Below are 12,419 nucleotides of genomic sequence, written 5' to 3'. Positions count from 1 at the left end.
CGGCGGCCCGCGGGCGCTGGCCGAGCTCCTGCCCGCGCTGCCCGCGCCGCTCGGCGCCGGGGTGCTCGTCGTCCAGCACATGCCGGCGGGGTTCACGGGCTCGCTCGCCGCCCGCCTGGACGGGGCCTCCGCCCTGGCGGTCCGCGAGGCCGAGCCCGGCGCCGCGATCGCCCCCGGCGACGCCCTGATCGCGCCCGGCGGCAGCCACCTGCGCCTGACCGACGTGCACGCGACGACCCTGACCGACGAGCCCGCGATCGGCGGCCTCCGGCCCCGCGCGGACCTGACGATCGCCGACGCCGCGCGCCTCTGGGGCCCGCGCCTGCTGCTCGTCGTCCTGACCGGCATGGGCCGCGACGCGCTCGACGGCGCGAAGGAGGTCCGGCGCCACGGCGGCCGGATCCTCGTCGAGGCCGAGGACACCTGCACCGTCTACGGCATGCCGCGCGCGGTCGCGGAGGCCGGCCTGGCCGACGGGATCGTGCCGCTGCCGGAGATGGCCGCCGCGATCCTGCGGGAGGTCGGCGCATGAGCCCCCGGACCCCCGCACCGGCGACCCCCGCACCGCGCCCGGCCGCGCCGACCACCGGCCGTCCGACCGGCACGAACCGACCGACCACCGACACGGCCCCCGCCGCGCGGTCGACCGGGACGACCCGAGCCACGGCCACCCGACCGACCGGACCGGATCGGACCGCGACGTCCCCCGCCGACGACTACGCCCGCTTCTGCGCCGGCATCCGCCGCACCTGCGGCATCGACCTCGAGCAGTACAAGCGCGCGCAGATGGAGCGCCGGATCCGCACGTTCGCGGAGCGCCGCGGCGAGCCCGACCTCGGGCGGTACCTGAAGCGCCTCCAGGACGACGCGACCGAGCTCGACGCGTTCCTGGACCGCATCACGATCAACGTGTCGCAGCTCTGGCGCAACCCGGAGCAGTGGGACGTCATCGCGAAGCGGATCCTGCCGGAGCTCGCACCGACCGGCACCGTCCGGGCCTGGAGCGCCGGCTGCTCCTACGGCGCCGAGGCCTACACGCTGGCGTCGCTGATGGCCCGCCACGCCGAGCTCCACGGGCCGTTCCGCGCCGAGGTCCGCGGCACCGACATCGACGCGCGGATGGTCGAGCGCGCCCGCGAGGGGCGGTTCTCCGCCGCCGACGCCCGCGACGCCCCGAACGCCGAGCTGCGCCGCCACTTCGTCCCCGAGACCGGCGGTGGCTGGCGGGCCTCCCCCGAGCTGCGGCGCACCACGCGCTTCGTGGTCGGCGACCTGCTGCGCGGCACCGCGCCCCGCGAGGGCTTCGACCTCGTCCTCTGCCGCAACACCGTCATCTACTTCAACGAGGACGTGCGCGACGCGCTGCACGCCCGGCTCGCCGCGGCCCTGCGTCCGGGCGGGTTCCTCGTCATCGGCGCGACCGAGCGCGTGGCCCAGCCCGCCGCGCTCGGCCTGCGCTCGGTCCAGCCGTTCACCTACCAGAAGACCGAGGCGTAGCCGTGGATCTCTCCGAGTACCTCCCGCTGTTCCTCGCCGAGGCGTCCGAGCACCTCCAGGAGCTCAACCTCGCGATCGTCCGCATCGAGGAGACCCCCGACGACGCCGACGTGCTCGACGGCATCTTCCGCATCGCGCACTCCTTCAAGGGCTCGAGCGCGACCATGGGGTTCGACGGCATCGCCGCGCTGACCCACCGCATGGAGGACGTCCTCGAGCTGCTGCGGCAGCGGAAGGGCGGCCTCGGACGCGACGCGATCGACACGCTCCTCGCGTGCCTCGACGCGCTGTCCGCCGGCGTCGAGGGGATCGAGCGGGACGGCGTCGAGGACCTCGACCCGACCGCCGTGATCGCCCGGCTGGACGCCCTGGTCCGCGATCGCCCCGACGAGGCCGCGGCGGTCGCCGAGCAGGAGGCGATGACGCCCGACGTCCTCGCCGCGCTCGCCGCCGGGCAGCGGGTCGTCGTGGTCGAGGCCGTCCTCGGCGACGACGCCGTGATGCCGGCCGTCCGCGCCTTCCAGGTCCTCACCGCCGTCGGCGACCACGGCCCGATCCTCGGCTCGAACCCGTCCATGGACGACGTCGACGCCTTCGACGGGCGCGTGATCGAGGCGTGGATCGCGACCGAGCACGAGGACGACGCGGTGATCGCCGCCGCCGAGTCGGTCTCCGACGTCCAGCACGTCCACCTCCGCCCGGCCGACGGCGCCCCGCTCGACCCGGTGGAGCTGCGCGACGCGCTCGCGGAGGCCGCCGACGCGCTGGCCGACGCGGCCGACCGGGCCGCCGACGCCCCCCGGGCCCCGGAGGCCGGGCCCGGCGACGCCCGGCCGTTCGAGCTCGACGAGCTGCCGCACCCGGCGGTCTTCCCGGACGCCACGGCACCCCCGGTGGGCGGCCCGTTCGCCGCGCGCCCGTCCGCGGCGTCGCAGGCCCCGGGTCCGCCCGCGTCCTCGGCCTCGGACGAGGCAGCAGATCTGCCGACCACCGGGCCGGTCGGCGCGGGGGCCGTCGGCGACGGCTCGGCCGCGGGCGGACCGCCGTCCCCCGCGCCCTCCGGGCGGGCCACCGGCTCCGACGGTCCGGTGCGTCCGGCGGGTCCCGCCAAAGCCGGGCCCGGTGCCGGGCGTGCCGCCGCGACCGTGCGCGTCGACGCCGAGCGGCTCGACCTCCTCATGCACACGATGGGCGAGCTCGTCGTGCACCGGACCCAGCTCGAGGTGCTCGTCGCCGGCGCCGACGCACCCGGGCTCGCCCAGGCGATGCAGGCGGTCACGCGGTCCTCGCAGGCGCTGCAGGCCATGGTGATGCAGGTCCGGATGATCGCCGTGGAGGCCGTCTTCCTCCGCTTCCCGCGCATGGTCCGCGACCTCTCCGCACGCCTCGGCAAGCGCGTGGAGCTGCGGCTCGTCGGGCAGGAGACCGAGCTCGACCGGACCGTCGTCGACGCGCTCGGCGACCCGATCGCGCACCTCGTCCGCAACGCGCTGGACCACGGCCTGGAGGACCCCGCCACGCGCGAGGCCGCCGGCAAGCCCGCGACCGGGACGATCACGATCGCCGCCCGGCACTCGGGCTCGAACGTCGTGATCTCCGTCTCCGACGACGGCGCCGGCGTGAACGCGGCCGTCGTCGCCGCACGGGCCGTCGAGCGCGGGCTCCTGACCGCCGACGAGGCCGCCGCGATCGACCCGGCCGCGGCCGTCGAGCTCCTGTTCCACCCGGGCTTCTCCACGGCCGAGACGACGAGCGACATCTCCGGTCGCGGCATCGGCATGGACGCGGTGCGCACCACGATCCGCGGGCTGGGCGGCGAGGTCACGATGACCTCCGAGCCCGGACGCGGCACGTCGACCGAGATCCGGATGCCGCTGACCCTGGCGATCATGCCGGCGCTCGTCGTCGGCACCGACGCCGACCCCGACGGCTCGCGCTACGCGATCCCGCTGGACCGCATCGAGCGGATCGTCGGCCTCGACGACGTCGCCGTCCGCACCATGGCCGGCGCCGAGGTCCTCCTCGTCCCCGACGGCACGCTGCCGCTGCTGCACGCCGCCGACGCGTTCGGGGAGCCGTGCGCGCCCCCGGCCGCGGCCACGCCGGGCACCCCGGTCCGCCGGTCCACGAACGCCGTGATCGTCCGCGCCGGCGACCACCGCGTCGCGCTCGGCGTCGTCCGGCTCGTCGGGCAGCGCGAGCTCGTGACGCGGCCGCTGCCGCCGGACCTCCACACCCGCGCCGCCGTGTCCGGCGCCGCGGTCCTCTCCGAGGGCGGGATCGCCCTCATCGTCGACTGCGACGCGCTCGCCGCCGCAGCGGACCAGCCCGCCGGCGCGGGCACCACCACCCACCAGATCGGACCTCACGCATGAGCACCTACAGCGCCCTCCAGCTCGACGCCCTGCGCGAGATCGCGAACATCGGCTCGGGGACCGCGGGCACCTCCCTGGCCGGGATGCTCGGCCGCGCGGTCGACCTCTCGGTCCCCCACGTCCAGGCGCTGCCGCTGGCCGACGCGGTCGACGCGGTCGGTGACCCCGCGGGCGCGACGACGGCCGCGCTGCTGCCGATCATGGGCGACCTCGACGGCGTGATCCTGCTGCTGTTCCGTCCCGACGCCGCGGACACCCTGTGCCGGCTGCTCGGGGTCGAGCCGGGCTCCGAGGTCGGGCTGTCGGCCCTGTCGGAGATCGGCAACATCCTCGGCACGAGCTACCTCGGCGCGATCGCCGCGATGACCGGCCTCGCGCTCGAGCCGAAGCCGCCCGAGGTCGTCACCGACGTCCTCGGGGCGATCGTCTCCTCGGTCCTGACCCACGTCGCCGGCGGCGAGGACGTCGCCCTCGTGCTCGACACCCGCCTGCGGGTCGAGGACGAGGCGTGCGCCCTCTCGTTCCTCCTCGTCCCCGAGGGCGACGGCGTCCAGGAGCTCCTCGCCCGCCTGGGGCTGCCGACGTGACCGGCGCCGACGTCATGGTCCGGATGGGCGAGCTCGCGGTCTCCACCGGACCGGGGGACGTCCTCACGTCGATCGGCCTGGGGTCGTGCATCGGCCTGGCGCTCGTCGACGTCGACGCGCACGTCGCCGGCCTGGCGCACGTGATGCTGCCCGTCTCGCCCGAGGCCGGCGACCCGGCGCTCGGCAAGTTCGCCGACACGGCGGCCCCGGCGCTGCTCGAGGCCGTCCTCGCCGCCGGCGCGCGGCGCACCCGCCTGAGCACCTTCCTCGTCGGGGGTGCCCAGATGTTCTCCTTCGGCGGCCGCGGGATGGACGTCGGCGCCCGCAACGACCAGGCCGTCCGCGACGCCGTCGCGCAGCTGCGCCTCCGGATCGACGCGTCGGAGACCGGCGGCACGAAGGGCCGCACGATCCGCGTCTGGACCGCCGACGGCCGTGTGACGGTGAAGGAGGCCGGTGGCGCCGAGACGCCGATCGCGGCGGGTGGTCCGGGCGCGACGGGGTCACCCGCGCCGACGCGTAGCGGGACCGTGGATCGCGTCGGCGGCGCAGACCGGACCGGCGGCACCGACCGGACCGGCGACGCGGACCGCACGCGGCCCGGACCCCGCGTCGGCGGCGACCGCGCGGGCGGCGCCGGTCTGCGCGGAGCCGGGGACCGGCCGGGTGCCGGGCACCCCGCCGTCGACCGCACGCGGTCCGCCGACCGGTCGGGCCTCCCCGACCGCCGTCCCGCCGCCGAACGCGCCGTGGCGGCGGCAGGTCGCGGCGGCGCCGGCGCCGGCCGACGACGAGCACGCCGAGCGCCGCGAGGCCCGCGGCCGGGACCAGCAGCAGGGCGCAGCCGGAGCCGCCCGCGTCGCGGCCCACGGGTGCGGCCGCCGCGAGGGGGTCGATCGAGGGGTCGACCGACGCGTCGGCGGCGGCGGGCGTCGGATTGAACGGGATCCAGCCGAAGCCCGGGAAGTACACCTCGATCCAGGCGTGCGCGTCCTCGTCGCGGACCTCGTAGGTGCCGTCGTCGGCGGGGACCCCGGTCGCGAAGCCGGCCACGACGCGGGTCGGCACGCCCGCCATCCGCAGCAGCAGCGCGGCCGAGCCCGCGAACTGCTGGCAGTAGCCGGCGTGGTCGCGGAACAGGAAGTCGAACAGCGGCTGACGCCCGGGCTCCGGGACGTCCGTCGTGTACCGGTAGCGGTCGCCGCCGAGCAGGTAGTCCTGCACGCGGCGGACGACCTCGAGCTGGTTCTTCGCGCCGACGGAGAGCGTGCGCGCGAGGCGGATCGTCCGGCCCCAGTCGGTCGCGGCGATCGCCGGGGGCAGGGAGTCCGCGCTCTCGGCCAGCGACCGGTCCTCGTCCCGCTCGTCGTCGGACCCGGACCCCGACCCGGACCCGCCGCCGGTCGAGCCGCCCTGGGTCCCGGGCTGCGACCCGCCGCCGATCCCCGGGCGCCCGTACGGCCCGCCGTCGCGGCGCCGCCCGTACCCGCTGCCGTACCCGAAGCGCCGGCCGCGGCCGTCGAACTCGCCGGGGAAGATCCTCGTGTACGGCTCGTAGTCCTCCCCGTGCGGGATCTGGACGGTCGCGAGCTGGGCCGCGGAGGCGCGGACGACCTCGGACTCGACGGTGTAGGTGTCGCCCGACGCCGGGCGGTCCTTGAGCTGACGGGCCTCCCCCGCGTCCGCGTACGAGCCGCCGCCACCCCGGACGGCGGTGATGCGGCCGGGCGCGGCGACCAGGCGGTTGCGCAGGCCGCGCACCGTCACGGTGGTCGTCGTCGTGACCGCCGCGGGCTGCGGCAGGTCCACGCGGAGGCTCGCGGCGCCGGCGCCCCATCCGCGCAGGTCGAACCGGTCGAGGGTCTGCATCCGCCAGAGCGCGGGCTCGTCGGCGCGGACCTCGAGCATCGGGGCGCCGGTGCGCCGGTCGACGAGCGGCCCGTAGCTCTGGGTGGTGTCCAGGCGCGAGAACGCGGGCTTGCGGGCCGCGACGTCCACGAACGGGATCCAGCGCTCCTGCGGCCCGATCGCCTGGGCGGCGACGGCCGCCACGAGCGCCACCGCGGCGACGACCGGCGCCAGCACCGTCACGCGGCCGCGGGCGAGCCAGAGCATCCCCGCGGCGAGCACGACGGCGCCGGGCCACGCGGCGTCGCCGAGCTGCTCGAGCGCCAGGCCGCCGACGAGCGGCAGCGACGTGAGGGCGAGCGCCAGCGCGGCCGGCGCCCGGCCGGGCCGCAGCGACACCAGCGCGGCGACGATCCACGCCGCACCCGTCGCCGAGAGCGCCCCGGCGAGCGGCCACGGATCGCGGACCACCGCCCCGCGCGCCGGCACGGTCAGCGCGTCGAGGCCGTCCGCGAAGGCGGTCCAGGAGTCGCTGAGCGCCCGCGGACGGAGCGCGGACAGCGGCACGCCCGCCAGCAGCAGCGACAGCGGAAGCCACACGACCAGGACGACGACCGCCGCCCGCACCCCGACCACCCGCGCGGCGACGAGCGCGGCGACCCCGACCACCGGCATCGTCCACAGGAGTCCCGCGCCGAGGACGGACCACCACGCCAGGACGCCGGCGACGGCCAGCAGGACGAGGGCCATGGCGCCGCCCCAGCGACGGTCGGCACCGGCAGGCCGGAACCCGCCCCCGTCGACGGCGGCGGCCCGCGATGCGCCGCGACCGCGGAGGGCGCGCCCCGCCGCGACCACGTCGGCGCGCCGGCCGGACGTGCTCACGCGGCCTCCGACCACGCGTCGAGCGGGACGACCCCGAAGGGAAGCCGTCCACGGGCGCCGTGCGCGTCGGCGGGCGCCGCGACGGACCGCACGAGCACGGCGTCCCGGTCGTCCCCCGGCGTGCGGTGGGGCGAGCCCGACTCGAGGCTCGCGAGCCGCCGGTGGAGCGCCGACCAGTGCCCGCCGGCGTCGGTGACCGTCGTCGCGCGCCGGTCCCCCGGCAGCAGGACGCGACACCCGCCCGCGCGCAGGAAGGCCTGGACGTGGCCCGCGGCGGTGCGGGCCGTCCAGTCGCGGACGGCCGGATCGTCGACGCCGGCCGTGTCGACGACCACGAGCGGGAGGCGGTCCCGGGCGGTGACGAACACGCGCTCCTGCAGGTCGCCGCCGCGTGCCGCTGACGGCCAGTGGACGCGGCTCATCGCCGTGCCGCGGACGTAGGGCCGCAGGCCGTCGGGCTCCGGGTCGCCGGCCGGGTCGGCACCGCCGGCGCGCCCCACCGGCGGGACCGTCGCGGGGACCGGCAGGACGAGCAGCGACTCCGGGCGCCCGACGCGCAGGGTCCGGGAGAACAACCCGAGGTCGTCCCGGATCCGCAGCGTCGAGGCGTCGACGACGTGCGGTCCGGGCCGGTCGATCGTGCAGTCGATCCGACCGCCGCCGTCCGACAGCGGCACCCAGGTGCCGGTGCCGCCCAGGACCTCGACGTGCAACGGGAGGCGGCGCAGGCCGGACGTGGTGAAGCGCACCGCCACCGGTCGTCCCTCGAGCGTCTCGCGGCGCTCGATCGTCCGCGCGACCCGCAGCCGTCGCGCGCCGACGCGGACCAGGACGGCGCACCCGGCGTACGCGACGAGCACCCCGACCGCCAGGGCGAACAGCGCGACCGACCCGACCGCCGCGCCGCCGAAGCCGAGGAGGAGCGGGGCGACGACCAGGGTGATGCGACGCCGTGCGGGCCGGAGCTCGTCCCACAGGGCGCGGAGGTCCCGGGCGAGCGTCCCGTCGATCACCGCGCCGGGACCGCCCGCAGGACGTCCGCGACGACCTCGAGCCCGGCCTCGGGCGGGGCGGCGGCGACGGGCTGGATCCGGTGCGCGAGGACGGCCGGCGCGAGCTCCTGCACGTCGTCGGGCAGCGCGAAGTCCCGGCCGGCCAGCGCCGCCCGTGCGCGGGCGGCGGCCAGCAGCTGCAGCCCCGAGCGCGGGCTGGCGCCGGCCTCGCTCAGTGCGTGCTCGCGGGTCGCCCGGAGCACGGCGACGACGTAGCGGAGCAGCGGCTCGGTCGTCCGGACCGCGTCGACGCCCGCCTGGGCGGCGAGCAGCTCGCGGAGGCTGCCCGTCGGGGTGGTCGGCGGCTCGGGATCGTCGCGCAGCAGCGCGAGCTCCTGGTCGGCCGACGGGTAGCCGAGCGACGTGCGGGCGAGGAAGCGGTCCAGCTGCGCCGGGGGCAGCGGGTAGGTGCCGTCGAAGCCCTCGGTCGGGTTCTGGGTCGCGATGACCATGAACGGCCGCTCCAGCGGGTGCGTGCGCCCGTCGACCGTGACCTGCCGCTCCTGCATCGCCTCGAGCAGCCCCGACTGGGTCTTCGGGGTCGCGCGGTTGAGCTCGTCGACGAGGACGACGTTGGCGAAGACCGGTCCGGGGTGGAACTCGAACGTGGCGGTGCCCGCGTGCCAGATCGTCGCGCCGAGGATGTCGGTCGGCAGCAGGTCGACCGTCGCCTGCACGCGCGAGAACCGGCCGGCGACGCTGCCCGCGATCGAGCGGGCGAGCTGGGTCTTCCCGACGCCGGGACGGTCCTCGAGCAGCAGGTGCCCGCGGGCCAGGAGCGTGGCCAGCGCGACGTCGAGGACGTCGTCGCCGATCTGCATCCCGTGCCGGACGCCCTCGCGCAGCCGGTCGCCGAACGCCGCGACGCCGTCGGGATCGAGGACCACGGGCGCCTCGTCGGCCCCCGGGACGGTCGGCTCGAGCGCGACCGCGGGGCGCAGCCGATCGGGGTCCCACTCCGTAGATGCACCGACGCCCATGCCCTGTTGATACTGACGATCGAGCGTCAGCGCGCCGTAAGGACCGGACGTGGCGGAGTTCCGCGCGCGGGCGTACGGCGTCCGGACCGTCGCGGGCCGTCGGGCGCGTCCGGGACGGGTCAGGCGGCGACGACCTGCGCGGCGCGGGCCGCGACGGCGACCGTGCGGACCTGCGGGGCGGCGGCGGCGCGGGCACCGCGGTGGTTCGCGACCGCGACAGCACCCAGCAGGGCGACGTTGAGGACGACCCAGGCGGCGAGGAGGACGAGCGCGATGACCATGGGACGATCATGCGCAATGGTCCGATCGGTCCGGATACGCATTCGTACCAGGTGCGTATCGGCGGTACCTGCCACGATCGACGCGTCCCGTCACCGGCCGCAGGAGCCACCCGTGTCCCGTCCCACGAGCACCCCCGGATCGTCCCCGACGTCCGGCGCCCCAACCAATCCCGCCGCCCGCCCCGGAGGGGAGCCCTGGAGCGCCGAGACCTGGCAGCTCCTCGGCGCCGTGCTCGTCGTGGCCGGCACCGGGGTCCTGATCCTCGCGCACGACCACACGATCAGCAGGCAGGCCCTGCTGGCCGTCGGCGGGTACGTGGGCGCGGCCGCCGCACTGCTGGTCGCGGCCGGTCGCCGTCGGGCCACCGACCGCTGGGCGTCCCTGCTCGTGGCCGTCGCGCTGTTCGTCCTGGCGACGGCGGCCGGGACCGGGTAGCTCCGCTCGCCGGATTGCGTCCGTCCCCCCGCTCGACGACACTGGGCGCCGATGAAGCACTGGCCGGAGATCAAGGCGGCGCGCGAGGCCTTCCACGACCTCGGCGAGCGTCACGGCCTGCAGGTGCGGGCCGGCGCGGTCTACGCCCCCGCGTACTTCCCGGGCGGGGCCGCGGTGCAGGTCGAGGTCCTGACCGAGGACCTCGTGCTGCTGATGCTCCACGCCGTGCCGGTGGCCGAGGGCGCGGCGTGGATCTCGGCGCTCCACGCCGTCCTCGACGTCCCCGAGGGCCGCCTCCCGGCCCCGAACACCTGGGTGTCGACGACGGACGACGTCGTCCGCCACGACCGCGAGCTCGACGAGCTCCCGACGGCCGGGGTCTGATCAGCCCCGCCGCGCGAACGGCAGCACGTCGGGGTCCAGGCCGATCGTGCGGGCCGCGTCGACGAGCAGCGACGTCCGCCACGCGGCGATGCGCCGTCGGACGTCCTCGGGCCGCTCGACGACCGGGAGCCGCTCGCCGGAGGTCAGCGTCACGGTCGTGTCGGGACGCGCCTCGACGGTCTGGATCAGGTCGGGGTTCAGGAGGAACGGCTCGGGCTCGCGCCCGAGGCGGTGCAGCTCGATCATCGCGTCGTGCTCCCGGTGTCGCGCGCGCTCAGCGCTTCATGTTGACGACGTCCTGGAGCATCTCGTCCGCCGTGCTGATGACGCGCGAGTTGGCCTGGAACCCGCGCTGGGCGGAGATCATCGTCGTGAACTCGGAGGCGAGGTCGACGTTGCTCATCTCGAGCGCGCCGGCCATCACCGAGCCGTTGCCGTCCACACCGGGGGTCCCGGCCGCCGGGGCGCCGGAGTTCGCCGTCGCGTTCCACGTCGAGCCGCCGCCGCGCTGCAGCCCGGCCTGGTTCGCGAACCGGCTGATCGCCAGGTAGCCCGCGGTCTGGCGCGTCCCGTCGTTCGGGCCGCCCGAGTGGTCGATGTACGAGACCGCGCCGTCGGCGCCGACCGTCACGTCCGACGCGGCGTTCGGGAGCGTGATGTAGCTCGGGGCGCCGGTCGTGTCGGGCCCGCCCGCGGCCGCCGGCGGGAAGCCCATGACGTAGAGGCCCTCCGACGTCGTCAGGTGCCCGGCCGAGGTGGTGCTGAACGCGCCGGCGCGGGTGAACGACCACGTCGCCGCGCCGGGTGCGGGACCCGTCGGGTCGCCGTGGGCGACCGTGAACCAGCCCTCGCCCTGGAGCGCGACGTCGAGCGCGTTGCCGGTCATCTGCGTCGAGCTGGCGCCGACGAGGTTGTCGACGGAGGCCACCTTGACCCCGAGGCCGACCTGCAGCCCGTTGGTCCCGCCCGTCGTCGTCGTGCCGCCCGACGCGCCGCGCACCTGCTGCGAGAGCGAGTCGGAGAACGTCGCCCGCGAGCTCTTGTAGCCGACGGTGTTGACGTTCGCCAGGTTGTTGGCGGTGACGTCGAGGAGGGTCTGGTGCGCCTTCAGCCCGCTGATGGCGCTGTACATGCCGCGGATCATGGGGTCACTCCGTGGTGGTGGTGGCGTCGCCGCCGGTGGCGGTCGACGAGGGGGTGGAAGTCGTGGTGCCGGTGCCGGCCGCCGGGGTGCCGGGGGCGCCGCCGTGGACGGCCGCGACGGCGCCGGGCGAGATGCCGGGCACGCCGCCGATCGTCAGCTGCGGCACGCCGCCGTCGAACGAGACGCTGTCGACGACGCCGGTGCGGGTCGTGCCGTCGGAGCCGAGGTAGTCGACCGTGCGACCCGCGAGCGCGAGCGCCTGGGTCACGCCGGCGGCGTTCAGCTGCTGGCTCGCGGTCGTGCCGAGGTTCGTCAGCTGCTCGAGCGACGTGAACTGCGCCATCTGCGCGAGGAACGCCGTGTCGTCCACGGGCTTCATCGGGTCCTGGCGGCGCAGCTGGGTCGTCATGAGCTTCAGGAAGTCGTCCTTGCCCATGGTGCTGGACGTGGTCTTCTGGGTGGCGGTGGTGCCGCCGCCGGTGAGGGCGGACGTGGTCGGGATCGTGGGCATCGGGTCGTCTCAGGCGAGCACGTCGACGAGCGCGCCGTCGGGCAGCGTCAGCGTCGTGCGGTGGTCGGGATCGGTGGGCAGGTCGATGGTGGTGCGGGCGCCGCGGCGTCCCGATCCGGGGGTGTCGGAACCGCGGCCGCCGGGCCCCGTGCCGGAGCCGGCCGACGCGCCGTCGCGGCCGTCGGGCGTGGCGCCGCCGGCCGTCGTCGTCGGGCCCTGGACCTCGAGCCGCAGGACGGTCACGCCCTGCTGCTCGAGCTGGCGGCGCAGGAGCTCGGCCGACGCCTGGAGCGCACGGCCGGCGTCGGCACCGTCGGCGGTCAGCCGCACCTCGAGGCCCTGCGCCGTGTGGCGCAGGTGCACGTCGACGCCGCCGAGGGCCTCCGGCCGCAGCGTGAGGCGCGCGGTGGTCGCGCCGCGGCGGGCCAGGACGTCGAGC

Annotated in this window: 14 protein-coding genes and 1 pseudogene; 7 read left to right on the top strand and 8 right to left on the bottom strand. The window is 76.7% G+C overall.

The window, feature by feature from the left end:
- The 5 genes from PATMI_RS30825 to PATMI_RS38800 all read left to right on the top strand — a co-directional run.
- Positions 1-532 (top strand): CheB methylesterase domain-containing protein (locus PATMI_RS30825; protein WP_036726014.1); only part of this gene is annotated, 532 nt, incomplete at its 5' end.
- Positions 529-1,497 (top strand): CheR family methyltransferase, encoded by a 969-nt coding sequence (locus tag PATMI_RS30820; protein ID WP_051471826.1) that lies wholly within the window; start codon positions 529-531, stop codon positions 1,495-1,497. The genes PATMI_RS30825 and PATMI_RS30820, both read left to right, overlap by 4 nt.
- A 2-nt stretch (positions 1,498-1,499) precedes the next feature.
- Positions 1,500-3,872 (top strand): chemotaxis protein CheA, encoded by a 2,373-nt coding sequence (locus tag PATMI_RS0116325; protein ID WP_026911661.1) that lies wholly within the window; start codon positions 1,500-1,502, stop codon positions 3,870-3,872.
- Positions 3,869-4,459 carry a chemotaxis protein CheC gene (locus PATMI_RS30815; protein WP_051471825.1) on the top strand — a complete coding sequence of 197 codons (591 nt, stop codon included), beginning with the start codon at positions 3,869-3,871 and terminating at the stop codon, positions 4,457-4,459. The genes PATMI_RS0116325 and PATMI_RS30815 overlap by 4 nt, the downstream gene beginning before the upstream one ends.
- Before the next feature lie 14 nt (positions 4,460-4,473).
- A complete protein-coding gene (locus PATMI_RS38800) occupies positions 4,474-5,400 on the top strand; it encodes a chemotaxis protein CheD (RefSeq protein ID WP_425415945.1) in 927 nt (308 codons plus the stop codon).
- A 4-nt stretch (positions 5,401-5,404) separates the two neighbouring features.
- Here the strand turns inward: PATMI_RS38800 and PATMI_RS38795 are convergent.
- The 4 genes and pseudogenes from PATMI_RS38795 to PATMI_RS36800 all read right to left on the bottom strand — a co-directional run.
- Positions 5,405-7,057: pseudogene (locus PATMI_RS38795) on the bottom strand (transglutaminase-like domain-containing protein); the annotation flags it as partial.
- 131 nt (positions 7,058-7,188) lie between these two features.
- On the bottom strand, positions 7,189-8,205 hold the full coding sequence (locus tag PATMI_RS0116305) for a DUF58 domain-containing protein (protein WP_026911660.1): 1,017 nt from the start codon (positions 8,203-8,205) through the stop codon (positions 7,189-7,191).
- Entirely contained in the window at positions 8,202-9,224 is a 1,023-nt protein-coding gene (locus PATMI_RS0116300; RefSeq protein WP_084270007.1) for an AAA family ATPase, read from the bottom strand. Before PATMI_RS0116300 ends, PATMI_RS0116305 begins: the two co-directional genes overlap by 4 nt.
- Positions 9,225-9,343: 119 nt before the next feature.
- Positions 9,344-9,505 carry a hypothetical protein gene (locus PATMI_RS36800; protein ID WP_157260807.1) on the bottom strand — a complete coding sequence of 54 codons (162 nt, stop codon included), beginning with the start codon at positions 9,503-9,505 and terminating at the stop codon, positions 9,344-9,346.
- A gap of 112 nt (positions 9,506-9,617) precedes the next feature.
- On the opposite strand from PATMI_RS36800, the gene PATMI_RS0116290 reads away from it, so the two are divergent.
- Positions 9,618-9,941 carry a hypothetical protein gene (locus PATMI_RS0116290; RefSeq protein WP_026911658.1) on the top strand — a complete coding sequence of 108 codons (324 nt, stop codon included), beginning with the start codon at positions 9,618-9,620 and terminating at the stop codon, positions 9,939-9,941.
- A gap of 51 nt (positions 9,942-9,992) precedes the next feature.
- The gene (locus PATMI_RS0116285) at positions 9,993-10,325 is read left to right on the top strand and encodes a hypothetical protein (RefSeq protein WP_026911657.1); all 333 of its coding nucleotides are present in this window, start codon (positions 9,993-9,995) and stop codon (positions 10,323-10,325) included.
- On the opposite strand, the gene PATMI_RS30800 is transcribed toward PATMI_RS0116285, so the two are convergent.
- From PATMI_RS30800 to PATMI_RS30790, 4 genes are all read right to left on the bottom strand, one after another.
- A complete protein-coding gene (locus PATMI_RS30800) occupies positions 10,326-10,571 on the bottom strand; it encodes a flagellar FlbD family protein (protein ID WP_036726005.1) in 246 nt (81 codons plus the stop codon).
- A 28-nt stretch (positions 10,572-10,599) separates the two neighbouring features.
- Complete coding sequence (locus PATMI_RS0116275) at positions 10,600-11,457, bottom strand: flagellar hook-basal body protein (RefSeq protein WP_051471823.1); 858 nt, start codon at positions 11,455-11,457, stop codon at positions 10,600-10,602.
- Positions 11,458-11,473: 16 nt separating this feature from the next.
- Complete coding sequence (locus PATMI_RS30795; RefSeq protein WP_051471820.1) at positions 11,474-11,980, bottom strand: flagellar hook capping FlgD N-terminal domain-containing protein; 507 nt, start codon at positions 11,978-11,980, stop codon at positions 11,474-11,476.
- A 9-nt stretch (positions 11,981-11,989) separates the two neighbouring features.
- Positions 11,990-12,419: flagellar hook-length control protein FliK (locus tag PATMI_RS30790; protein ID WP_036726003.1), on the bottom strand; the 430-nt coding region annotated here is incomplete at its 5' end.

Source organism: Patulibacter minatonensis DSM 18081 (genome assembly GCF_000519325.1).
Taxonomy (GTDB): domain Bacteria; phylum Actinomycetota; class Thermoleophilia; order Solirubrobacterales; family Solirubrobacteraceae; genus Patulibacter; species Patulibacter minatonensis.
The sequence above is the reverse complement of the archived record's forward strand: the minus strand, read 5'-3'. Positions and strand labels throughout refer to the sequence as shown.

Bases quoted from the DNA above. Each gene is read 5' to 3' on its own strand.
- PATMI_RS30820 (WP_051471826.1), top strand. From the start codon at position 529: ATGAGCCCCCGGACCCCCGCACCGGCGACCCCCGCACCGCGCCCGGCC.
- PATMI_RS30815 (WP_051471825.1), top strand. From the start codon at position 3,869: ATGAGCACCTACAGCGCCCTCCAGCTCGACGCCCTGCGCGAGATCGCG.
- PATMI_RS38800 (WP_425415945.1), top strand. From the start codon at position 4,474: ATGGTCCGGATGGGCGAGCTCGCGGTCTCCACCGGACCGGGGGACGTC.
- PATMI_RS0116300 (WP_084270007.1), bottom strand. From the start codon at position 9,224: ATGGGCGTCGGTGCATCTACGGAGTGGGACCCCGATCGGCTGCGCCCC.
- PATMI_RS36800 (WP_157260807.1), bottom strand. From the start codon at position 9,505: ATGGTCATCGCGCTCGTCCTCCTCGCCGCCTGGGTCGTCCTCAACGTC.
- PATMI_RS0116285 (WP_026911657.1), top strand. From the start codon at position 9,993: ATGAAGCACTGGCCGGAGATCAAGGCGGCGCGCGAGGCCTTCCACGAC.
- PATMI_RS30800 (WP_036726005.1), bottom strand. From the start codon at position 10,571: ATGATCGAGCTGCACCGCCTCGGGCGCGAGCCCGAGCCGTTCCTCCTG.
- PATMI_RS0116275 (WP_051471823.1), bottom strand. From the start codon at position 11,457: ATGTACAGCGCCATCAGCGGGCTGAAGGCGCACCAGACCCTCCTCGAC.
- PATMI_RS30795 (WP_051471820.1), bottom strand. From the start codon at position 11,980: ATGCCCACGATCCCGACCACGTCCGCCCTCACCGGCGGCGGCACCACC.